Origin of the sequence: Actinacidiphila sp. bgisy160 (assembly GCF_965342435.1) — a bacterium.
GTDB lineage: Bacteria > Actinomycetota > Actinomycetes > Streptomycetales > Streptomycetaceae > Actinacidiphila.
Map to the genome: position 1 here is coordinate 26,485 of NZ_CBDRCM010000041.1, position 21,220 is coordinate 47,704.

Annotated in this window: 21 protein-coding genes, 1 tRNA gene and 1 pseudogene; 3 read left to right on the forward strand and 20 right to left on the reverse strand. The window is 69.4% G+C overall.

Annotated elements, in window-relative coordinates:
- Positions 1–140 precede the first annotated feature (140 nt).
- The 5 genes from thrC to ACRWNP_RS26805 all read right to left on the reverse strand — a co-directional run bounded on the left by thrC (position 141) and on the right by ACRWNP_RS26805 (position 5,593).
- The gene (thrC, locus tag ACRWNP_RS26785; RefSeq protein WP_431965663.1) at positions 141–1,229 is read right to left on the reverse strand and encodes a threonine synthase; all 1,089 of its coding nucleotides are present in this window, start codon (positions 1,227–1,229) and stop codon (positions 141–143) included.
- A 7-nt stretch (positions 1,230–1,236) separates the two neighbouring features.
- On the reverse strand, positions 1,237–2,529 hold the full coding sequence (locus ACRWNP_RS26790) for a homoserine dehydrogenase (RefSeq protein WP_431965665.1): 1,293 nt from the start codon (positions 2,527–2,529) through the stop codon (positions 1,237–1,239).
- Positions 2,530–2,655: 126 nt separating this feature from the next.
- Positions 2,656–4,047 (reverse strand): diaminopimelate decarboxylase, encoded by a 1,392-nt coding sequence (gene lysA / locus ACRWNP_RS26795; protein WP_431965667.1) that lies wholly within the window; start codon positions 4,045–4,047, stop codon positions 2,656–2,658.
- 19 nt (positions 4,048–4,066) lie between these two features.
- Positions 4,067–5,050, reverse strand: coding sequence for an ArgS-related anticodon-binding protein NrtL (nrtL, locus tag ACRWNP_RS26800; protein ID WP_431965669.1), 984 nt, complete (start codon positions 5,048–5,050; stop codon positions 4,067–4,069).
- A 66-nt stretch (positions 5,051–5,116) separates the two neighbouring features.
- A complete protein-coding gene (locus tag ACRWNP_RS26805; RefSeq protein ID WP_431965671.1) occupies positions 5,117–5,593 on the reverse strand; it encodes a response regulator in 477 nt (158 codons plus the stop codon).
- A gap of 206 nt (positions 5,594–5,799) precedes the next feature.
- Here ACRWNP_RS26805 and ACRWNP_RS26810 point away from each other — a divergent pair.
- Positions 5,800–5,871: transfer RNA gene (locus tag ACRWNP_RS26810), tRNA-Arg, on the forward strand.
- 562 nt (positions 5,872–6,433) lie between these two features.
- Here the strand turns inward: ACRWNP_RS26810 and ACRWNP_RS26815 are convergent.
- From ACRWNP_RS26815 to ACRWNP_RS26885, 15 genes and pseudogenes are all read right to left on the reverse strand, one after another.
- A complete protein-coding gene (locus tag ACRWNP_RS26815; RefSeq protein WP_431965673.1) occupies positions 6,434–6,592 on the reverse strand; it encodes a hypothetical protein in 159 nt (52 codons plus the stop codon).
- A 96-nt stretch (positions 6,593–6,688) separates the two neighbouring features.
- Entirely contained in the window at positions 6,689–9,055 is a 2,367-nt protein-coding gene (locus ACRWNP_RS26820) for an N-6 DNA methylase (protein ID WP_431965675.1), read from the reverse strand.
- 404 nt (positions 9,056–9,459) lie between these two features.
- Positions 9,460–10,832: pseudogene (locus ACRWNP_RS26825) on the reverse strand (site-specific integrase).
- A complete protein-coding gene (locus tag ACRWNP_RS26830) occupies positions 10,829–11,002 on the reverse strand; it encodes a helix-turn-helix transcriptional regulator (RefSeq protein WP_026251821.1) in 174 nt (57 codons plus the stop codon). The pseudogene ACRWNP_RS26825 and the gene ACRWNP_RS26830 overlap by 4 nt, the downstream one beginning before the upstream one ends.
- 20 nt (positions 11,003–11,022) lie before the next feature.
- Positions 11,023–12,477 carry a replication initiator gene (locus ACRWNP_RS26835; protein WP_431965677.1) on the reverse strand — a complete coding sequence of 485 codons (1,455 nt, stop codon included), beginning with the start codon at positions 12,475–12,477 and terminating at the stop codon, positions 11,023–11,025.
- On the reverse strand, positions 12,474–12,755 hold the full coding sequence (locus ACRWNP_RS26840; protein WP_431965679.1) for a SpdD protein: 282 nt from the start codon (positions 12,753–12,755) through the stop codon (positions 12,474–12,476). Before ACRWNP_RS26840 ends, ACRWNP_RS26835 begins: the two co-directional genes overlap by 4 nt.
- A 14-nt stretch (positions 12,756–12,769) precedes the next feature.
- Positions 12,770–12,964 (reverse strand): hypothetical protein, encoded by a 195-nt coding sequence (locus ACRWNP_RS26845; RefSeq protein WP_431965681.1) that lies wholly within the window; start codon positions 12,962–12,964, stop codon positions 12,770–12,772.
- Positions 12,965–12,973: 9 nt separating this feature from the next.
- Positions 12,974–13,165 carry a mobile element transfer protein gene (locus ACRWNP_RS26850; protein ID WP_431965683.1) on the reverse strand — a complete coding sequence of 64 codons (192 nt, stop codon included), beginning with the start codon at positions 13,163–13,165 and terminating at the stop codon, positions 12,974–12,976.
- Positions 13,165–13,350 (reverse strand): hypothetical protein, encoded by a 186-nt coding sequence (locus ACRWNP_RS26855; protein ID WP_319138528.1) that lies wholly within the window; start codon positions 13,348–13,350, stop codon positions 13,165–13,167. The genes ACRWNP_RS26850 and ACRWNP_RS26855 overlap by 1 nt, the downstream gene beginning before the upstream one ends.
- A 16-nt stretch (positions 13,351–13,366) precedes the next feature.
- On the reverse strand, positions 13,367–13,990 hold the full coding sequence (locus ACRWNP_RS26860) for a DUF2637 domain-containing protein (RefSeq protein ID WP_431965685.1): 624 nt from the start codon (positions 13,988–13,990) through the stop codon (positions 13,367–13,369).
- A gap of 82 nt (positions 13,991–14,072) precedes the next feature.
- Entirely contained in the window at positions 14,073–15,446 is a 1,374-nt protein-coding gene (locus ACRWNP_RS26865) for an FtsK/SpoIIIE domain-containing protein (RefSeq protein ID WP_431965687.1), read from the reverse strand.
- Positions 15,447–15,451: 5 nt separating this feature from the next.
- On the reverse strand, positions 15,452–15,805 hold the full coding sequence (locus ACRWNP_RS26870; protein WP_431965689.1) for a hypothetical protein: 354 nt from the start codon (positions 15,803–15,805) through the stop codon (positions 15,452–15,454).
- A 137-nt stretch (positions 15,806–15,942) separates the two neighbouring features.
- Positions 15,943–16,671: a GntR family transcriptional regulator gene (locus ACRWNP_RS26875; protein WP_431965691.1), complete on the reverse strand. Its 729-nt coding sequence runs from the start codon at positions 16,669–16,671 to the stop codon at positions 15,943–15,945.
- A 101-nt stretch (positions 16,672–16,772) separates the two neighbouring features.
- Positions 16,773–17,219 (reverse strand): ATP-binding protein, encoded by a 447-nt coding sequence (locus ACRWNP_RS26880; RefSeq protein ID WP_431965692.1) that lies wholly within the window; start codon positions 17,217–17,219, stop codon positions 16,773–16,775.
- A gap of 279 nt (positions 17,220–17,498) precedes the next feature.
- Positions 17,499–18,239 (reverse strand): GntR family transcriptional regulator, encoded by a 741-nt coding sequence (locus tag ACRWNP_RS26885; RefSeq protein ID WP_431965694.1) that lies wholly within the window; start codon positions 18,237–18,239, stop codon positions 17,499–17,501.
- A 94-nt stretch (positions 18,240–18,333) separates the two neighbouring features.
- Here ACRWNP_RS26885 and ACRWNP_RS26890 point away from each other — a divergent pair, with 94 nt between their 5' ends.
- Both ACRWNP_RS26890 and ACRWNP_RS26895 read left to right on the forward strand, forming a co-directional pair.
- A complete protein-coding gene (locus tag ACRWNP_RS26890; RefSeq protein WP_431965730.1) occupies positions 18,334–19,419 on the forward strand; it encodes a DUF1152 domain-containing protein in 1,086 nt (361 codons plus the stop codon).
- A gap of 509 nt (positions 19,420–19,928) precedes the next feature.
- Positions 19,929–20,951 carry an IS110 family transposase gene (locus ACRWNP_RS26895; RefSeq protein ID WP_431965696.1) on the forward strand — a complete coding sequence of 341 codons (1,023 nt, stop codon included), beginning with the start codon at positions 19,929–19,931 and terminating at the stop codon, positions 20,949–20,951.
- Positions 20,952–21,220 lie beyond the last annotated feature (269 nt).

A 21,220-nucleotide genomic window follows, 5' to 3' on the forward strand; every position in this document is an offset into this window, starting at 1 on the left:
GGCATGGGCCAAGACGGCGTGCGGCGGCGCCGGTGTGAGGCAAGCCTATCGAAGGAAGGTTCTCCTGCGACATAGGGCGCACGGACAGCGCGTGATGCGTGTCGCGTGCGGTGCCGTGCGCCCCTGTCCTCGCGCGGCGGTCAGAGCAGCCCGAGCCGGTCGGCGGCCGCGTCGGCGTCCACCGGAACCGTGATGGGCTGGGGCGCGCCGGCGACCGCCCAGTCAGGGTCCTTCAGGCCGTTGCCGGTGACGGTGCAGACGATCCGCTGGCCCGGGTCGACCGCCCCCTGCTCGGCGGCCTTCAGCAGCCCCGCGACACTCGCGGCGGAGGCCGGCTCGACGAAGACCCCCTCCTGCGCGGCGAGCAGCCGGTAGGCCGCAAGGATCTGACGGTCGGTCACCGAGTCGATCAGCCCGCCGGATTCGTCCCGCGCCTCCTCGGCGAACTGCCAGGACGCCGGGTTGCCGATCCGGATCGCGGTGGCGATCGTCTGCGGCCGGCGCACCGGGTGGCCCAGCACGATCGGCGCGGCGCCGGAGGCCTGGAAGCCCCACATGCGCGGATCGCGCGTCGACACGCCGTCCCTGGAGTATTCGCGGTAACCCTTCCAGTACGCGGTGATGTTTCCGGCGTTGCCGACCGGCAGCACATGGATGTCCGGAGCGTCGCCGAGCGCGTCCACGATCTCGAAGGCGGCGGTCTTCTGACCCTCGATACGGGCCGGGTTCACCGAATTGACCAGCGCCACCGGGTACTTGCCGGACAGGCCGCGGGCGAGGTCCAGGCAGTCGTCGAAGTTGCCGTCCACCTGCAGGATCCGCGCCCCGTGCACCAGCGCCTGACCCATCTTGCCCAGCGCGATCTTGCCCTGCGGCACCAGGACGGCGCACACCATCCCGGCCCGCACCGCGTAGGCGGCGGCCGAGGCGGAGGTGTTGCCGGTGGAGGCGCAGATGACCGCCTGCGCGCCCTCCTCCTTGGCCTTGGAGATCGCCATGGTCATGCCGCGGTCCTTGAAGGAGCCGGTGGGGTTGGCGCCCTCCACCTTCAGGAAGACGTCGCAGCCCGTGCGCTCGGACAGCACCTGGGCGGGGACCAGCGGCGTGCCCCCCTCCAGCAGCGTGACCACGGGGGTCGCCGCGCCGACCGGGAGCCGGTCCCGGTACTCCTCGATGAGGCCGCGCCACTGGTGGGTGGCCGGCACGCGGCCGGCTGAGACTGCGTTCATCGCTGGGTTACTCCCCTTCCACACGCATGATGCTGGCGACGCCCCGGACGGTGTCGAGTTTCCGCAGCGCCTCGACGGTCGCCGCGAGCGCCGCGTCCGGCGCCCGGTGGGTGACGACGACCAGCGACGCCTCCCCGTCCTTCCCTTGCTGCCGCACCGTGTCGATCGACACCTGATGCTCCGCGAAGACCGTGGCCACCTGGGCCAGGACACCCGGTTTGTCCGCCACGTCCAGGCTGATGTGGTAGCGCGTCACCACGTCGCCCATCGGGCGCACGGTGAGCTGCGCGTACGCGGACTCCCCCGGTCCGGTCGTGCTCGCCAGCTTGTTGCGGCAGGTCGCCACCAGGTCGCCGAGCACCGCGGAGGCCGTCGGCGAGCCGCCCGCCCCGGGGCCGTAGAACATCAGCCGGCCGGCGGCCGCGGCCTCCACGAAGACCGCGTTGTACGCCTCGCGCACGCTGGCCAGCGGGTGCGTCAGGGGGATCATCGCCGGGTGGACGCGGGCGGTCACCGAACGGCCGTCGGCGCCGCGCTCGCAGATCGCGAGCAGCTTCACCGTGCAGCCCATCCGTTTGGCCGAGGCGATGTCGGCCGCGGTGACCTCGGTGATCCCCTCGCGGTGCACGTCGTCGATGGTCACCCGGCTGTGGAAGGCGATGCCGGCCAGGATCGCGGCCTTGGCGGCGGCGTCGAATCCCTCGACGTCTGCGGTGGGGTCGGCCTCGGCGTAGCCCAGGGCGGTGGCCTCGTCCAGCGCCTCGGAGTAGCCGGCGCCGGTGGTGTCCATCTTGTCGAGGATGAAGTTGGTCGTTCCGTTGACGATGCCCAGCACCCGGTCGACCCTGTCGCCGGCCAGCGACTCGCGCAGCGGGCGGATCAGCGGGATGGCACCGGCGACGGCGGCCTCGTAATAGAGGTCCACCCCCTGCTCGACGGCCGCGGCGTGCAGCGCGGCGCCGTCGGCGGCCAGCAGCGCCTTGTTGGCGGACACCACGCTGGCGCCGTGCTCGAAGGCGGTGGTGATCAGGGAGCGGGCGGGCTCGATGCCGCCGATCACCTCGACGACCACGTCGATGTCCCCGCGTTTGACCAGGGCGGTCGCGTCCGTGGTCAGCAGCTCCACGGGCACGCCCGCGCGCACCCGGTTGGGGCGCCGTACGGCGATCCCGGCGAGCTCCACCGGTGCGCCGATCCGCGCGGCGAGGTCGTCCGCGTGCGTCGTCATGATGCGCGCCACCTCTGAGCCGACCACACCACAGCCCAGCAGCGCCACCTTCAGCGGACGCGTACGCATCATCCGACCTCGCTTCGTGGTTCCAGCTCTTGCGAGCTTCTTGGACGGTCCCAGTCTCACGCACCGGATGGAAGTTTCCACGTGCTGTCCGGATCGCGAGACCGGTCTCCTTCTATGTGAGATTCCCCGTCAGCCGACGTCGAGACGCAGGAGATCCTCTTCCGTCTCGCGCCGGACGATCACCCGGGCCTCGCCGTCCTTGACGGCGACCACCGGGGGGCGCAGGGCGTGGTTGTAGTTGCTCGCCATCGACCGGCAGTACGCGCCCGTCGCCGGCACCGCCAGCAGGTCACCGGGCGCCAGGTCGGCGGGGAGGAAGGCGTCGCGCACCACGATGTCGCCCGACTCGCAGTGCTTGCCGACGACCCGGCTCAGCATCGGCTCGGCGTCGCTCGACCGCGACACCAGCGCCACGCTGTACTCGGCGTCGTACAACGCGGTGCGGATGTTGTCCGACATCCCGCCGTCCACGCTCACGTACGTCCGCAGGCCCTCCAGCGGCTTGACCGTGCCCACCTCGTAGAGGGTGAACGCCGTCGGGCCCACGATCGCCCGGCCCGGCTCGACCGACAGCCGCGGGACGGCGAGCTCCGCCCCCCGGCACTCGCGGGAGACGATCTCCCCCAGCGACTTGGCGATCTCGTGCGGCTCGCGCGGGTCGTCGTCCGGGGTGTACGCGATGCCCAGGCCCCCGCCGAGATCGATCTCGGGCAGCTCCACCCCGTGCTCGTCGCGGATCTGCCGCAGCAGGCCGATCACCCGGTGCGCCGCCACCTCGAAGCCGGAGGTGTCGAAGATCTGCGAGCCGATGTGCGAGTGGATGCCCACCAGTTCGAGCGAGTCCAGCCGCAGCACCCGGCGCACCGCCTCGGCCGCGTCCCCGCCGTTGAGTGAGAAACCGAACTTCTGGTCCTCGTGCGCGGTGGCGATGAACTCGTGGGTGTGCGCCTCGACGCCGACCGTGACACGGATCTGCACCCGCTGCCGCCGGCCCAGCTTCTGCGCGGTGTCCGCCACCCGGACGATCTCCTGGAAGGAGTCGAGCACGATCCGGCCCACCCCGGCCTCGACGGCCTGCCGGATCTCCCCGGTGGTCTTGTTGTTGCCGTGCAGCGCGATCCGGTCGGCCGGCATCCCCGCGGACAGCGCCACGGCCAGCTCTCCGCCGGAGCACACGTCGAGGTTGAGGCCCTCCTCGTGCAGCCAGCGCACCACCGCGCGGGACAGGAACGCCTTGCCCGCGTAGAAGACGTCGGCGTCCGCGCCGAAGGCCTCGCGCCAGGCACGGCAGCGTGCCCGGAAGTCGGCCTCGTCCAGGACGTAGGCGGGGGTGCCGAACTCCTCCGCGAGCTCGCGGACGTCCAGACCGCCGACGGTGGTGACGCCCTGGGCGTCCCGGGTGACGGTGCGGGCCCAGACCCGGGAGTCCAGGGCGTTCAGGTCGGCGGGCGGCGCCGCGTAGTGGCCCTCGGGGAGGACATCGGCGTAGCGGGGCCCGGCGGGGTGTGCGGAACGGCTCATCGTCTCGTGCTCTCTGCTCTCACAGGTGTCGGGGGGCGCTGATGCCGAGCAGGGTCAGGCCGTTGGCGAGCACGGTCCCGGCGGCGTCGGCAAGCGCCAGGCGGGCCCCGTGAACGGCCGAGGGTTTCTCCTCGCCCTTCGGCAGCGCCGGGCACTCGTCGTGGAAGCGCAGGAAGGCGTCGGCGGTGCGCTCCAGCAGCCGCGCCAGCCGGTCGGGCGCGCCGTGCCGGGCCGCGGCCTCCACGGTGCGGGGGAAGTCGGCGATCAGGCCGAGCAGTTCGGTCTCCGCGGGGTCCCGGCGGCCGGTCTCGGTGCCGGGTTCCAGGCCCAGGTCGTGGGCGCCTCGCAGCAGGGCCCGGCTCCGCGCGTGAGCGTACCGGACCCGGAACAGGGGGTTGGCCTCGCGCTGCGCCAGGTGCGCGGCGGGGTCGGTGCGGGGGGCGTCCTCGGCGGGCGGGCGCAGCAGGGCCCAGGCGGTGGCGTCGGCGCCGAGGGTGCGCAGCAGCTCGTCCGGCGACTGGCGTACGGGGTGCGGCCGGCGGGCGGGCGGCGCGATGCCGGTCGCCGCGTGGAGCCGGCGGAGGACGGCGGCGTAGGCGTCGGCGCGGGGCTCGCCGGTGGGCGCGGGTGCGGGGAGGTCGCCGGCCTGGTGCTCCCCGACGCCGTAGCGGTGGCCCTGCTCGCGCACGAGGTCGACGAGGGCCTCGTGGGACTCCCCCTGAAGGGTGATGTTGAGGAAGCCGGGTGCGGCGATGTCCACCCGGGCGATGCCGGGGGCGGCGGCGAGCCGGCGGCCGATGACGTCGGCGACGGCGAGCGGCGCGACGCCGGTCAGGGGGGCCAGTTGCAGGGCCACGTTGGTGGCGTAGTCCCCGCACCCGGGACGCGGCGGCCTGCGTACGACGACCCGCTCCGGCACCGGGCCCGCGAGGCTGAGCTCGTGGGCCTCCACGGCGCGACGCACCGTGGCGAGCACGGTGCGGGAGAGCTCAGCGGGGGTCACAAGCGCAAGCGTAGGCGAGGAGGGGGGTGCCGACGCGAACCGGTTTCACCCTTTGGTCACCCCTGGTCACCCGCGGTGCCGGGGGGTCGCGGCGGGCGCGCCTTCGTGTGGGGTGTCGGCGTCGACGCCGCCCAGGCGCCGTACGACACGGATGAGCTCGCCGGGCTCGAAGGGCTTGCCGAGGAAGGCGTCGACCCCGGCGGCGACGGCGCTCTCCACCTCGGCGTGGGTGCAGGCGCTGATCACGACGATCCGCACGTCACGGGTGCGGGGGTCCGAGCGGAGGCGGGCCGCCGTCCTTATCCCGTCCAGGCGCGGCATGACGACGTCCAGGGTCACCACATCCGGGCGCACCCGCTGCACCACGTCCAGGCACTCGGCACCATCAGCCGCGGTCACCACCTCGTAGCCCTCCAGCTCGAGGTTGACCCTGATCAGCTGCCGGATGACCTTGTTGTCGTCGACGACAAGCACCCGGCCGGACACGCCCGGCACACTCAGAGCGTAGGCGCGCCGGATCGGATGCGTCCGCGTTTTCCCCATTCCTTCCCCGACCGGGGGACCCGGCGGCGGTGCGCCGGACACGTGCCGCCGCCATGGGCTATGCCACGGGCACGTGGCGCGGGGCACGTCCGCCACCCCGTCCCCACGCTCTCCCCACCCACAACCCGCCTCCCCGGAAACCCTGTACACGGACACCCCTCCCAGGCTGGTAAGGTTTCACCCGTCGCCGCCACGGCGGACGACACGCCCCCGTAGCTCAGGGGATAGAGCAACGGCCTCCGGAGCCGTGTGCGCAGGTTCGAATCCTGCCGGGGGCACCTCGCACGAGGTGCCAAAAGGCCCCGCCACCAGCCAAGACGCTGAGTGCGGGGTCTTTGCGTATGCGCAGGCGTATGCCGCCGGAAGCGGGTCCAGGACGGGGTCTGTGGACTATCCGTGGACGGGATCTTGGAGCGTTCGCCGAGGTCAGGTACACATTCGACGAACAACCACCCCGCATCCGGCCACTACTCCGAGACTGCCGGCCGCTCCGCTCGCCACGTGTTCTCGTCGCGCAGTGCCGTTGACCACGTCCAAAATCCGGCAGCGGTTGTGCGGAGCACGTCGACCGGTGCTCGATACGGCATCGCTGGAACGGATTCGGCGAATACACGCCATATACAGTCGTCCGGCGGTCAGCCAGCACGCCCTACCAGTGCTCCGCCGGCACCGTGTGGGCGAGTGCCGCAATGTCCGACTCCAGCAGCATCCGATCCCGCCCAGGGCGTCAGCCGCCCTATACGGCCCGCTGCCCCCGGGGGCAGCGGGCGGACGGTTAGGAAAGCTGAGGGGAATGCGCGCGGCTCACTCCAGGGTGTACTGCGAGGCACGCCAGCTCGTTCACAGTTGACCGATTGCAGTCAGGACAAGCAAACAGAGGCCCATCGATGTGGCAAAAGCAGTGCCGCCGTAAAGGATTGCCTCGGCAAATCCGGCTCCGGTGCTGGCCTTCAGGATCCCAGCGATAAGGGCCACAACGAGCGAGAACAGCGCTGCCATGAGTAGCCACAAGTACCGCATTCCGGATCGCGGCTCGGACGAAGGTGCATTCACAGGAGTCTTCCTTCACGAAGGGACTGAAAGGAGAGGAGCACGTCATTCCGGGACCAGGACGCCGGTCAGCAGATGTGCGGCGAGTGTGCCGCGGTGATGCGTGGCGGCCTGAATAAGTTCACGATGCACGGTGATCTGTGCATCTACGGCAGCCAGCGCGGCGCTGATTCGCCGCTGGTGAGCAAGGGGCGGCAGCGGTACGGGCAGAAGTGCCAGCGTGGCGGCACTGAGGGAAGGCACGGCGGTACCGCGGGCGTACTCCTTGAGCCAGTGCACTGTCTCCGGCAGAGACAGGTAGGCGAGCAGGTAGCCGGGGAGGACAAGTGGCCCCCCATCCGGTTCGAGGGCACGCAGCCGCAGCAGGTTGGTGCTGAACAGCCAGCCGTCCTGCGCCTTCTCGACCATGGCTGGGGGCATCTGGGCGCCGGAACGCACGCACAGGATGTCTCCAGGGCTGAGACGGAACCTCGCCAGTGCGCGGGCGACATCTGCGGTTACCTTCTCCACGTCGCGATCGTCGATACGTCCTTCGCGCAGATGCTTGGGCATCACGACAGGTAGTTCACCGGCCGCGGAGCGAACCTCGGCCGGCACGCGTGAGTAGGACGGACCAGCCATGATGCTGACTAGATCTCCCAGCCGAACCCGACGCCAGTCATGAGGTAGCCCGTCATACGAGAGCACGACCGCTGACGACAATGGGCCGTACGAGAGTGCATCGACCGCGCAGTCCACGGCATTCGTTCGACGCCTTGCCGCATCGAGCGTCGCCTTCGTGGCTGCTGCCTCAGTCGCCGCATCAACCGGTGACGCTGTCGACATCCATCTATCCACATAGTCGGCGGGGCTGAGCGAGTAACCGGCAGCCCGCACCGCATACAGCGGAACAGCGATCGCGAGATGCCCAGCGCTCTGCCGACCGCGGCGGAATCCGGTCCCTCGCCGCCACGTCTGAACGGTTTTCGCGACGGCTCGAACGTGTTCGTCGGACAGGACTCGAGGTCCGCGAGTCGCCTTGTCGCCCAAGTCGCGGGCGTCCACGAACAGGATCTCGTCGCACACCGCTGCGGACCGCCGCATGAACCACATGCAAACGGACACCTGAGCCCCCGAAAAGAGCTGGGGCGGCAGCGCCACAATGCATTCGACGGCCCCGTCCTCCACCAGCCTGCGCCGAATCTCCTGCTCCCGGACGTCTGTGGAGGCGCCCGCGCTGACCGGCATCACCAGGCCTGCACGGCCCTCGTCCCTGAGCGACACCATGGCGTGCTGGAGCCAGGCGAAGGCAGGGCTACCGGGGGGAGGCGGTCCGTACGGCCAGTCGATGCCCTCACGCGGCCTCGGCACCGCCCCGCGAGCGTTGAAAGGCGGATTGGTCAGAATCAAGTCGGCCTGGTGGCTCTTGGGCCAGAGACGTTCGTTCCACGGAGCCATAGAGCCGGTCTCCAGCTCAACCGGGACTCCGTGCAGCGCGAGGTTCATTCCGGCCAGCCAAAGTGTGCCGCGCTGCGGGCTCTCACCACGCAAAGTCAGAGGCACGACACCACCGAGACGTTCAGCGGCTCCGTCAAGCATCTCGCCTGCGCGCATGTACGGGTCGTAGACGCGTTGTGCTGAGTCCTCGTCCCCTATGGCGGCGTCCCGCAGCAGCCGCACGACGGCACGTGGAGTGAAGAACTCTCCGCTGGGAAGCCCGGATCGGGACCCGAATTGATCCGCCAGCTGTCGGAACTCGTCGATCCCCAAGCCGTCGGTCAGGCAAATCACCTCGACGACATCCCCGTACTCCCGGGGCTCCAACTTGACGATGGCCGTCCGCATGCCCGGCGGAACGCCGCGCCGGCGCAGTTCCTCGTCGGCTGCGTCCCCGATCTCCTGCAACAACACCGCTGCGGCATCCCTGGATCGAACCCGCACCGTTCGCGGGAGCGACGCCGAGCGAGGGCTTCCGCTCACCTGAAGAAAGATGAGGGAGAGGACCAAGGCAAGGTAATCTGTCATCGATCCGCCGCCGCGCACGGCGTCTGCAATCGGCCCCAGCAGTTGGGTAAGTTGCCGGGCACGCTGTCCTTCGTCGCCCGACAGACTGCTGCCGTCTGACTCACCACTCCGCGCGGCCGCTCTCTGGCGAGCCTCGTCCGATGCAGCGAGATTCCGTCGCATACGGTCGGCATAGGTGAAACCGGGCGGCTCGTCACGTGCACGAGCACGCGGCGGGATCTGACGAGAGTCAAGCCAGTCGAGGACCGCCCGTAGACTGAACAGTTCCGTTTCGCCCGTCCTAACCGGCTCCGGATAATCCTCGTACCGGCGTTGCCAGTTGGTGACCGCTGGCCGCATCACTCCAGCCAGTTCGGCCAGTTCAGCTCTCGACAGCAAGCGTTCGTCGCTGAGCCCCACGCTGTCCATGAAAACCCCCTTACACCGTCCTGGTTGCTCTCGATGAGGGAACGGTAGAGAGGCGACATCAGGAGCGTCAACCAGCGCACCGACGGTGCGCAGCTTGCCAGACAGACGGGGCGCACCGGCCATGGATCCGACCTTCAGCGGCCAGTACGGCTCTCAACAGGCCTTCTTCCTTCCGCTGCCACCTTCGATCGTCGAATCGACAAGGAGTGAGAAGCACTGCTTGTTAAGGGGATACCCGAGAAGAAGTTACGCCTGTCTGCGGATCAAACTCACCGCAAGCCCAACTCGTGGCGGGCCTGTCGAGTTGCGGTGCCCCTCATTTCCGAGCGCATCGCAAGCCCGGTGGACACCGGGCTTGCGATGCGGATCCCGCCTGGCCAAGCGCGTGGGACAACGTCCCGTGATCACTCGTACTCGCGCAACAGATCCTCGATCCGGCGGTTCGCGACCTCCTGTCGGCCATCGATGCACTTGGCGTACCGACTCAGCAGTACCTCCACGCTGTTGCCCGCCCGTTCCGCGACCTCGGTGGGGTCCACGCCCGCGTTCAGCCACGTCGACAGCGCCGAGTGCCGCAGGTCGTACGGACGCCGGGCCAGGGGCGATGCGGCCACCACAGGCGGCAGCGCCAGCAGACGGGCCTCCTGCCAGGCTCGGTGATACGAGGACGATGAGACCACTCCTCCGCCCTCGCTGAAGAACAGCCGCCCATCGTCGGCGACCCCGAAGGTGTCGAGGTGTTCCCGGAAGATCGCCACGAGCTGCGGAGGGATCGGAACCCGCCGTACGTCCTCGGCCGGCCGGTTCTTCAGCCCGCGGTCGTCATGGCTCTCCCCCGAGTCGGTCCACTGCTTCCCGACACTCGGGCGCGTTCGGTGCAGCAGGCGGAGCCCCATCCGGTGGCGGGCAGGGTGAGATCAGTCTCGGCAAGCCCGACCGCTTCGGCGGGGCGCAGGCCCCCGAAGTACATCGCCGCGAACAGGCCGACAAGACGTCGACCACGGGCACGCCGGTAGCTGCCGATGTAGGACACGGCGCACAGTAGGGAGCGAGCCTGGTGAGGGTTGGCGACGACCCGAGGGTCCACTTCGCTGGAGACTTTGGGCTTCTGCCACCTCACGCCGGCGAGCGGATTCTCGGAGAACTCGCCAAGGTCGACCGCGTAATGCATGGCGTTGACGAGGGTCCGTCGCTTGCGACGCACGGTCTCGGCAGCTGCGGCAGTGCCGTCAAGCTTGAGCTTGAGGGAGTCGAGTACGGCGCGAGCGATCACGGGGTCACCGAGATCAGCGAGGGGGCGCGAGGCCTTGGCGACCCAGTGAAGGACATTTTCTATGTCCAGTGGGATTTCACGATCATTCGGCCCCGGGAGGACAAATGCCCAATTACGAAGGGCCTTCCTCAGCTCCTCGGCGGCCGGACGGCCCGGACGCTCGTCGAGGAGTGCCACGGTCACCGACGCCAGGGATTCATTAATGCTGACGCGAGTGTTCGGCGCTGCGTGCGGCCACTTCATGGCCAGGTACTTGAGCGCGAATTCGTACCAGGTCAGTGAGGTCTTCTTCTCCGACATCGACTCGGGGAGGCCGCTCTCGACGTCGAACTCCTCACCGTCGTGCGAGGCCCGCAGCAGTTTGGAGCGGTAGTGGTCGGCGAGTCCCTTCGTCCTGAACGTCTCGGAGAAAACCTGGCCAGCCACCGACCAGCGCACGTCGTATGACGGCGTCTTGTAGGGCCGCTTACGGACGCCCCAGATTTTGACCTGCAGAGACTTCATGCTGCGGTCCCTTCCAATTGCCGAAGCCAGGCAACGAAGTCGCTGCGCCACACTCGTAGCTCGCCGTTCGGCAGCTTGAAGGCGTCCGGGCCGTGGCCCAGTTCGCGCCAGCGATAGAAGGTGCGTCGGGACACCCCGCCGAGCTCGGCGAGGATCTGCGGGACGGTCATCAGCTCGTCGCGGCTGCCAGTCACGGTGTGGGTTCTCCTTCCGTTCCGAGAGCGGGTGCGAGTGAGGCCACGAGCCAGGCCTCGCCCGGGGTCAGCCCGGTGCCGGCGAAGACCCAGTGGGAAAGGACGAGCGTCGTCTCGTCGTGACGGTCGACGCCGAGCGCGGTCAGGGCCTCACTGCGTCGCCATTCGGCGCGGGCGTTGCGCAGGGCGCCGAGGGTGGTGGAGTAGCGGCGGGACTTGGTGGAGAAGTGACCGCGGAAGCCGAGCATGTGGGCCCAGGCGCGAAGCCTGAGCTCTTCGAGTTCGGGGCGTGCGCCGAGGGTCCAGGCAGTGCGGATCATGCGGCGTGCATGGTCGGAGATCCGCAGATGCCCCAGTTCGGCCAGCAGCCTCAGCGGGCGGTCGAGGGTGCCGGTGGCCGCCTCGGCGCCTTTGGTGGCGTACTTGGCGATGTAGGCCGCGACAGCGCGCTCGGTCAGCTCGGTGCCACCGTCGAAGTCCGCGCCGCGGATGGTGCGGACGTCGAGTTGGCGGCCGAATGCGAAGGAGTACGCACGGCCGCCGATCACCGGGCCGTCGACAGAGACTACAGCGGCCGCAGCCTGGATCGCGTCGGCGAGTAGCTCGGGGGTGGCCCAAGCGGGCGGTGGCGTGGAGCCGCCCTCTGGGCCGTCGAGGCGCATGACCGCGTGGAAGTGGACGGCGCCGCGCTTCTGGTACTCGGCCACCTTGGCAAAGGACAGCCGCGCGTGGTCGCGGAAGGCGCGTTGGGTCAGTCCGGCGCGCTTGGCGACCTCGCGGCGCAGGTAGATGGAGAAGCGCCGCCATAAGACTCCGGCGTGCGCGTTCCACAGCACGGCCGCTTCGTAGTCGTAGGTGTCCGGGTCGAGCGGTGTGCCGAGGACGTCGTCCTTCTGGTGGTGGAGCAGGCCGCATCGGCAGGGGCGTACTTCTCCGCGGCTGTCGGTGGGCCGGTTGTGGACGGGCCCGAAGCCAGGCGCGGTGAAGGTGGCAAACACCCGGGGGTGCGTGGCCACGTGCTCGGGGGTTCCCTTGCCGCCGCGCAGGCCCGCGGTGATCAGGTGGTAGGTGTCGCGGCGGTAGGTCTCCGCGCAGGCGGTGCATCGGGTGGCCCGACGGTTCTTGCACGGCACGAGGAGTCGGCCGGCGGGGAGCGTCGTCGAGTCGATGTGGTGCAGGACGGGTCCGATCTCGCCGGTTGCCGGGTCGACTCGGTGTTCCGTTCGGTAGCCGTCGAGTCGTACCGGTCGTGCGCAGCCGCCGAGCCCGGACAGCTGTCGGGCGAGGGCGGGGAGGGTGCCGAGGGAGGCGAGTTGCCCGAGCTCGGCTACTGGGGGTGTTGCGGGGCGGGTGATGATGTCCTCTGTCCTTTCGGCTTCGGTCGTGAGGGGCTGGGCCTGCCGGGGCGGTCGGATGCTTGGCGGCGTGTTGCCGCCCCGGCGGGTCGTCATCGTTCGGTGGTTGTGTTGAACAGGGAGCGCAGGACCAGGGCAGCGATGGCCACGGCCACGGCGGTGAGGGCGACGGTGGCCAGCAGCGCGGTCAGGACGATGCCGACGACGACCAGGGCCACGACGAGGCCGGCCCCGGCACTCACGTAGGGCGTGACGGTGCGGGCAGGCGCCTGTGTCACCGCGTGGGCTGTCGAGTGACGGCAGGAGCAGGCCTGCGCGTGGTCGTCCCGGACCGCCGGGGTGTCGGGCATGACGGGGAGCTTGGGGCGGAGCATGGGTGGTTCTCCTCTCAGTCGTGGGTGCCGTTGACGATCTCGACCCCGGAGCGGGTGCCGGAGTCGATGGCGGGGGCGAGGAAGGTGTCGGCGAGGTAGAAGCCGAAGAGGGCGATCACTACGGCGACCCACATCCGGACGCCGAGGAACTTGATCGCGGCCCAGGCGACGACGCCCAGGACGGCGACGAGCGGCAGGGTGACGGTCACGGTGCCTCCTCAGCGGGCCGAGCAGCGGTGGGTGCGGGCGGCGAGTTCTGCGGCGGGGCGGCTGTCGTAGTCGGTGGAGAAGCCGCAGCGCGGGACGGTGCACGCGGCGGTGTGCTTGGTGCGGCCGCGTCCGTCGAAGTAGGTGGCGACCTGCACGGGACCGATGCGGCGGACGTTGCGGAACCGGCGATTGGCGGGCATCAAGAGGCCTCCTGGTGGCTGGTGAAGTCGTGGACGTGCTCGGTCAGCCAGCGGCGGATCTCGGCTCCCTCGGCGTAGTCGGCGGCGAGGATGACCGGCTCGGCAACGAGCACGGCTTCGGTGAACTGGTTCTGTCGGACGAGTTCTGCGGCGCGCTTGAGGGCGCGCAGGGTGGTCGGGCGCAAGGGCGTTTGCTCCAGGTCAGGTGAGTTGGGCGGCGATGGCTTCGGCGAGCGGGGCGGCGACGCCAAGCCGGGCGCGGAGTGTGGTCGCGTCGATGGCGGTTCCGGTCCGGGCCCGATGGTCGTCGGCGATCTTGCGGGCGTGTTGGACGAGGGCGGGCGGAATCTCCGCCTGCGGCCGGGCGGGAGGGTTTGCAGGGGGCGCGGGCAGTTCCGCCCGTGGTTCCGGCAGGAGCTCGGCGTCCGCGTCGTCGTGCGGTTCGTCGGCGGTGAAGGGCATCGGCGCCGTGTGGGCGAGCAGCGTGCCGCCGAGGAAGGCGACCGCCGGCCAGCCCGCGACGAGGATGCGCAGCCAGGCTGGCACCTCGGCCAGGTCGAGCAGTCCCGCGGTGGCGACGTTGGCGCCCAGTGAGGCGACCAGGGAGATCAGGAACCAGCACCAGCCGACCGCCCGGGAGCTCCCGGATCGCAACCGCCGCCAGGCCGCAACCAACAGGAGGTCGACGGAGATGGGGTAGGCCCAGGCCTTCCAGCCGTCCTGCCCGGCCGCCGCGGCGATGTCGTGCAGGTGGGCGAAGGACAGCGCGGCAGCGATGACCGCCTGAATCAGCACCGCATCGACTCGGGCCAGGTGAGCGCGCACGGCACGGCTCCTTCCGCTTTCGGGCAAGGCGGGGGTAGGGACGTGGCGCGAGGCGGTCACGCCGGCCGAGGGGTGGAACGGGTCAGTCGATAACCGGGCGGAGTCTCGGCGCCGGGTCCAGGTGCTTCGCCGGCAGGGACGGTACGTCCGGACGGAACGGCACAAGAGCGGGCACGTCCGGTGCGAGATCAGCCGTCTCACGGCAGATGGCAGCCGCTTCGGCGAGGGACAGGTACGGGGTGCGGATGCGGGACCAGCCGCCGGAGGTGTCACCGACGACGGCGAGACCGGGGCGTTCCGGTGCGATGGCGCACGCGGCTTCGACAGCCTCAGGGGCGATGTCGCCTAGCGCCATCTTCGCGGAGGCCTCATCGTTGACCCGGTGGCACACGCGGCCGGTGAGCTGGGCCCGGAGCATGGTGGCGCCCTTGCCCAGTTCGGCGCCTAAGCGCTGGCCGCAGACTTCCAGATAGATGCCTGCGGCGCGGCCGAGTTGGGCGAGCCGGATGAGATGCGTGACCATCTCGTCGCGCCGTTCCTCGTCCTTGCGGGTCGCGACAAGGAACAGTTCGGCCACCTCGTCAATGAACAGCACGATCGGGGGCGGGCGCCTCTCCTCGGGGAGACCCCAGATGTCCGACGTGATCTCCTCGCCGGACACGCCGGGGGCAATTCCCTGCCGGGCTTTGATCAGGTCGTAGCGGTCCTCCATCTCCTGGACGAGCGCCGGCAGGAGTTCCGCCGCCTGCGCCGGATCGGTCGCCAGAGCCGAGAGCCGAGCGGCAAAGGGCGCCAACTCCACTCCGCGCTTGCAGTCGATCCCCACAAGGACGACGGCCTGCCTGGCCAGTCCGGTGAAGAGGTTCCGGAGGAACATGGACTTACCCGACAACGTCGCGCCGAGGACGAGTTGGTGCGGCACGACGCGGTAGTCACGGACGCATGCTGTCGCGTCTTCCCTCAGCGCCACCGGGATCTTAAGGAAGTCGGCGTCCGTCTTCCGGGGCATCCGCACCTTCCGCAGCACGTCATAGCCGACCAGCCGCAGTTCAATGACGCCAGGCTTGATGTCCCGGACGTGGACCGCATGGACGCCCCAGGCGTGGCGCAGTCGCTCGGTAGAGGCGGCCACGTCTGCCGGCTCCTGCCCCGGGGCCAGGCGAAGCCGCATACGAAGGCCCGTCGATGTCGGGCGAACCAGCCCGCGGCTCGGCGGCACAGGACGCACCTCACGACGAGTGGTCGCCCTGATGGCCAAAGCCCGCCAGCGGGACGGCTCGACCGTCAGGCCGCATGCCTCCATGGTGGAGGAGTACGAGGCCAGCAGCCGGGCCACCGATAACGGCAGCCCGACCGTGGACCAGTACGCCGCCGGATGCGCGTGCCGGGCGTAGGCCGCGCCACCTATCGCAGCGAGCGGCCCACCCACCTCCACGAGCGTCAGCAGGTCGGACACCGGTGTCAGGCCTCCTGTCCGGCCGTCGCGAACACGCCGGGCGCCACGGCAAGGGCTCGGTAGGCGATGCCGTGGCGGCTCTGCCCGTTGAAGACGCTCTCCCACGGCCGAGCCACCAGACCGGGCAGCGCGACCGGCGAGCCCACAGGCAGCCCCTCGGTCACCCCGCTCTCCGGCACGGTTACCTGGATCAGCGAGGACTCCCCCTCATCGATGTAGACGACGCCCACGGTCATCAGGACCTCGCCGCTTACGGCGTCCTTGGCGATCTCGCCGGTCTGCCGGTCCCGGATCTTGGGCGAAGGTGACTCGGTCAGCAGGATCGTCGCCGCCGAGGTCTCGACACGGATCACACGCACAACAGATCTCCTTTGTCGGGTCACATCAACCCGTCACCTGACAGGTTGACTTAGCAAGTTCGAAACTAGGGACGCCAGATTGACTGGTCAAGTGGAGTTGGAGGGCCGGAAGATCGCAACTGATGCCTAGCAGCAGGTCAGTTGAGCCGATAGGTATCTTCAAGTTCCTGCCGGTCGGCGGGGAGCAGAACATCGACGATCTGCAACGCCCTCCCGGAGGCATCACGCGCCACCACCAGAACGCCAAGTACGGGGTCCCCCGCGGTCAGCCCCAGCAGGCCCGCATCCTCGTCGCCCGCAAGACGCGCCGAGACGCGCTCGGTGACGTGATCGAAGCGCACCTTTTTGCGCGCTTCGAGATGCGCTCGCGGGCTCTCAGCCAGAGGTTCGGAGCTGCCGAGCTCAGTCCCCTCGACCAGGCCGGCCGGGAAGTAGGAAGAGGCGAGCTCCACGGGCTCACCGTCCTCCTCGACCAGAAGGCGGCGCACGAGCGCTTTGGCTCCCGGCGGCAGGCCGAGCAAGGACGCGACTTGGCGCGGGACCTGGACTTCCCCCACCTCGACGAGGCGCCCCGGAATCCGCGACTCGTCCCGCTCCAAGGCTTCGTGTCCTCGGCGGTCACGCTGCTCGACGGCCTCCGGACGGCCACGCACGATCGTCCCGAAGCCCTGCCGGGACTCCAGCCAGCCGTCCCGCTTGAGCAGTTCGAGGGCCCGGACAACAGTCGGCCGCGACATCCCGAATGCCTGCACGAGTTGGTTCTCGCTCGGCACCAGCGATCCCGGCGGGTAGGTGCCGTCCTCGATCCGACCTTGGATCGTCTGCGCGAGCCGCACGTACTTTGGTGCAGCCACTTCGTACGCCACGGGCGCCGCCTAGTCGGGATCGGTCAAGTCAACTGGTCAACCAGCGTACCCAGCTGGCTGACACGCACGCTAGCTGGCTGACGAGCCAGACCGCAGCCCGCTCACGACGGCCAGGCGTCGGCCATCTCGAACGACACGACCGTCCCGCCGAAGCGGCTCGGGCCGGCACGCCAGGAGTCCGACAAGGCATCGACCAGGCCCAGCCCACGCCCATGGGCCTCATTGGCCGCCGGGTACCGCAACCGGACGCTCGCGGGGAAGCCCGGGTTGTGCACGTCAATCCGCAGGGACTTCCCGTCCCGTCGCCACTCCACCCGCACGAGCCATTCCTCCTCGGCTCGCCCGTAGAGGATCGCGTTCGTCACGAGCTCCGAGATCATCAACACACAGTCGTCGATCGAACAGGCCACTTCGTGCTTGCCGATGAAGTGCCTGAACCAGCGACGAGCCCGGCACACCGACTCAGGCAGCGGGTACAGGGTCATCGAGCCGAGCACTTCGCCGTCGTCAGCGCCGTGGTCAGGGCGCCCCTTGCTGATGCCATCCATCCGTGGTTACTCCTTGCCGGTCCCGTCGCAGTCAAGGCAGCGCCGCTTGGAGACGGCGCGGGGGCGCCCATTGGCGACGGATAACGCCAATGACGTCCGCGAGCGGACGAACTTCCAGCCCCGACCGCGGCACCCCCGGCAGGCGGACCTCCGGTCCTGTAACGGCCTTTCACCGCTCACACCGCGCCCCTTCCTTCGAAGTGGCCTTAGCCACTTCGTGGATAGTGGCATTAGCCACTTAGGTCAGGCAAGGGGTTCGGGACACTTGGCCCGAATCGATCAGGTCAGCGGGTAACCCTGTTCGAACGCCCACCGGTTGGGCGGGTAGGTGGCCTCGGCGAACTCCAACGGCCGGTCCTGCAGGTCATAGACCACGTGGTGCACGATCAGGACAGCCGATCCAGCCTCCAGGCCGAGGTCCGCCGCCTCCTCCTCCGTCGCGGTGCGGGCGCTCATGCGGTCCTCCGCATAGCTCCCCTGGCGCCCCGTCATCTGCTCCACGTACAGCAGCGTGCCCTCCTGGATACGCTCGGGGTCCATGAGCCTGGGGGCCCGTTGAGCCATGTCCGGCGCGAACCAGGACGTCGACAGGGTGATAGGCCCAGTCTGGTTACTGGTCACCCGCCGGCGATGCACAGCCCGACGCTCCTTCGCCAAGCCCAAGGCATCGGCAACGTAGTCCGGCGCATCAAGCCATCCCGCAGACGTGATCACCGCGTACTCGCCAGCCGTGTAGATCTTCCCAGTCTGCCGTGCCCGACCGTAGAGCTCCCGGGCCCGCCGGTTGACCTCCACGCCGCGCACGTACGTCCCGGACCCCTGCCGCTTCTCCACAAGGCCCTGATTGCTCAGCGCCTCCAGCGAGCGGGCAGCTGTCGGCCGCGAGACGTTCCAGTCCGTCGCCAACTGCCGCTCCGACGGCACCTCGTCCCCCGGCCTGAGGTCACCGCGCAAGATCTGATCGCGGATGTGGTGCGCGATCTGGAGGTACTTCGGCTGAGCCTCCTCGATCTGCGGCATCACAGCCTCCCATCCCCATCAAGTGGCTATTACCTCTGGCCACTATAGGGTGAGTGGCCAATACCTGAACCCGTACGCTGGCCACGTGACGCGGTTGATCCTGGCAGCCGGAGGAGGGGGCGACGCTGTCGCCGCCGCAATGTTGGACGCGGCCTTGTATGGCGCTGAGGACCCGGCGGTGATCCTCAGCTACGCCTGGGACCGCCTGATCGTCGACCCGTTGCCGGGGCCCCGCAGTCCGGCCGACTTCAACGGCCTGCGCCAGCTGACGCCAAGCGTGTACGCCGTCCCCGCAGATGCCGAGCCCGTTGCTCCCGCCGGCTCCACACTCCCCCGCTTGGCCGCCGAACTGCCTCACACCCTGGCGCTAATCGACCCTCGCGGCGGCGCCGTTGGCCTGGCCCAGCAACTCGAAGAACTCATCGCCGAACTCTCCCCAGAGTCCGTTGACCTCCTGGACGTGGGCGGCGACATCCTCGCTCGCGGCGATGAGCCCACGCTCAAGAGCCCTCTCGCCGACGCCCTCACCCTGGCTGCCTGCGCACAGCTCAAGGCTCCCGTGCGACTCCTCATTGCTGGTCCGGGTCTAGACGGAGAGATCCCTGCCGGGGACCTCCAAGACAGCCTTGGACGCACAGTCCATACATTCACGGCCAACCAAGTGACGCCGGTAGGCACGGTTCTGGAGTGGCACCCCTCCGAGGCGACCGCGATGCTCGCCGCCGCAGCACGAGGTGTCCGCGGCCTCTGCGAAATCCGAGACGCCGGCCTCCCCGTCCCACTGACCGACGAGAGCCCGACGGTCCACGAGGTGGACATCGATGACGCACTCCATCGCAACAGACTGGCCCGCGCCCTCGTATCAACGAGCACTCTCGAAGAAGCCGAGCAGCACAGCCGTGAGATCTGCGGATACTCCGAGATCGACTACGAGCGGAACAAGGCCCTGTGGCTATCGGGGCGTGACCAGGCCGAGCTCAATCCCACCACGGTCCTAACAGAGCTGACCCGCTTCGAAGCTGGGGCTCGCAGCCACGGGATCACCCACACGACGTTCCGGCGCCTGACGGAAGCCCTCGATCTACCCGGGGCTCAGCGCGAAGAATTGCGCGCGCTCCTGATCGCCAAGCGCCCCGGACAGTACACAGCCCCCCTGTGGAGCATCGCAGCCTCCTCCTGAGTTACAACCTTCTTCACGGGTTCAAGGCGCTCCCGCCGCGCAGAGCGCGGCGGCGCGCGGCCCGGCGTCTCGGGCCGACGCTCCTAATGGGGACGTAAGGCGTTGGGGATGACCAGCACGTGGTGAGCCGTATCCGCTCCTGAGGCGCTGACCTCTAAAGACAGAGCCGGTCCCGTGTGCTGTTCGTCCCCAGCATCCGCCGGGGACGCGTGGCCCGGCGGGGCCCGGGCCACGCTCCTGCCTCCGTCCCGCTCGGCCCGACCCCGCCAGCCACGCGACCAGGGGCATCGGATTCGTTAGCGTCGTGGACCAGGCCGCCCGCAGGGATCACCTCTCACCGCTTCGGGAACCACCGAGTTCCCCCGCAGACCGAGGGCCCCGCGGGTCGCCGGGGATCGCGAACGGCTGATCGGATGACGGGCCGCATGAGCCCTTCCATTAGGGAGCCGCGCACCCCTGCACGGCTGTGACCAGCACCCATACGCCGCCAACACGGAGGAGGGAAACCCATGCCCGGCGTGTTCTGCGGGATCGACTGGGCCAGCGACCACCACGACGTGGCCTTGATCGACCAGGACGGAGCGCTGTTAGCCAAGCTCCGCATCGACGACAACGCCGCCGGCCTGGCGCACTTGCTGGATCTGCTGGCTGACCACGGCGACACCCCACAGTCCCCGATCCCGGTGGCCATCGAGACATCCCACGGCCTGCTGGTGTCCTGCCTGCGAGCCACCGGCCGACCCATCTACGCCATCAACCCGCTCACCGCCGCCCGCTACCGCGACCGATACGCCCTGACCCGCAAGAAGTCCGACCACCTGGACGCCAAGGTCCTGGCCAACATCCTGCGCACCGACCCCGCCGAGCACCGGCCCCTGCCCGCAGACAGCGAGCTCGCCCAGGCCATCGCCATCCTGGCCCGCGCCCAGCAAGACGCCGTCTGGGACCGCACCCAAGCAGGCAACAAACTCCGCTCCCACCTGCGGGAATACTTCCCCGGCTTCCTCACGGTGTTCGTTCACTTCCGCGAGGGCATCACCTCACCGGTCACCCGCACTCTGCTGGCCGCCGCCCCCACCCCCACCGAGGCCGCCCGCCTGTCCCGCACCCAGCTGCGGGCCCTGCTCATCAAGGCCGGCCGTCAACGCGAGATCGCCCCCGAAGTCGAACGTCTCCACCAGCTGCTGCGCGAACCCCAGATGCAGCAACCGCCGCTGGTCGAACAGGCCATGGGCGCCAAGACCCAAGCACTGCTGCGGCAGTTCAACGCGGCCTGCACCAGCGCCGACGAACTCGAAACCGCCACCGTCACAGCGTTCGAGACGCACCCGGACGCCGAGATCATCACCAGCTTCCCCGGCCTCGGCGCCCTCACCGGCGCCCGAGCCCACTACGACCGCCGCCGAGCCACCGAAGAACGCCACACCGCCGCCCAACGCAACCTCTTCAACCGCATGCTCGGCTGCCTCCACCACTGCCTGACCACGCGAATCCCCTACAACGAAGAGATCGCCTTCCCCACCGTGGCTTGACAGATCAACCGCATCGGATGTCTGTCTGCGCCCCGCTACGGCCCGGCCGCCGGCCGCCCGCCAAACGGCGAGGGATTACCGAGGGAAAACCCGCTGTGCCTGGGCCGGTCGGCTCCGCGGCTTTAGCCACCTCCCCGGTCCGGGACCCGCGCCGAGCAAGACCAGGGGGCCACTCGGACACATTGCGGGCATGGTCAAGCCTGCCCGAGTTGCCAACCAGCGTACGGCCCCCCGATCATGCTCGGCCCCAGCCCAGGCAGGCCACCGGC

Excerpts from the sequence above, each read along its gene's own strand:
- thrC (WP_431965663.1), bottom strand. The coding sequence starts at position 1,229 with ATGAACGCAGTCTCAGCCGGCCGCGTGCCGGCCACCCACCAGTGGCGC.
- ACRWNP_RS26790 (WP_431965665.1), bottom strand. The coding sequence starts at position 2,529 with ATGATGCGTACGCGTCCGCTGAAGGTGGCGCTGCTGGGCTGTGGTGTG.
- lysA (WP_431965667.1), bottom strand. The coding sequence starts at position 4,047 with ATGAGCCGTTCCGCACACCCCGCCGGGCCCCGCTACGCCGATGTCCTC.
- ACRWNP_RS26805 (WP_431965671.1), bottom strand. The coding sequence starts at position 5,593 with ATGGGGAAAACGCGGACGCATCCGATCCGGCGCGCCTACGCTCTGAGT.
- ACRWNP_RS26815 (WP_431965673.1), bottom strand. The coding sequence starts at position 6,592 with ATGGCAGCGCTGTTCTCGCTCGTTGTGGCCCTTATCGCTGGGATCCTG.
- ACRWNP_RS26820 (WP_431965675.1), bottom strand. The coding sequence starts at position 9,055 with ATGGACAGCGTGGGGCTCAGCGACGAACGCTTGCTGTCGAGAGCTGAA.
- ACRWNP_RS26830 (WP_026251821.1), bottom strand. The coding sequence starts at position 11,002 with ATGACCGTCCCGCAGATCCTCGCCGAGCTCGGCGGGGTGTCCCGACGC.
- ACRWNP_RS26835 (WP_431965677.1), bottom strand. The coding sequence starts at position 12,477 with ATGACGACCCGCCGGGGCGGCAACACGCCGCCAAGCATCCGACCGCCC.
- ACRWNP_RS26840 (WP_431965679.1), bottom strand. The coding sequence starts at position 12,755 with ATGCTCCGCCCCAAGCTCCCCGTCATGCCCGACACCCCGGCGGTCCGG.
- ACRWNP_RS26850 (WP_431965683.1), bottom strand. The coding sequence starts at position 13,165 with ATGCCCGCCAATCGCCGGTTCCGCAACGTCCGCCGCATCGGTCCCGTG.
- ACRWNP_RS26880 (WP_431965692.1), bottom strand. The coding sequence starts at position 17,219 with ATGGATGGCATCAGCAAGGGGCGCCCTGACCACGGCGCTGACGACGGC.
- ACRWNP_RS26885 (WP_431965694.1), bottom strand. The coding sequence starts at position 18,239 with ATGCCGCAGATCGAGGAGGCTCAGCCGAAGTACCTCCAGATCGCGCAC.
- ACRWNP_RS26895 (WP_431965696.1), top strand. The coding sequence starts at position 19,929 with ATGCCCGGCGTGTTCTGCGGGATCGACTGGGCCAGCGACCACCACGAC.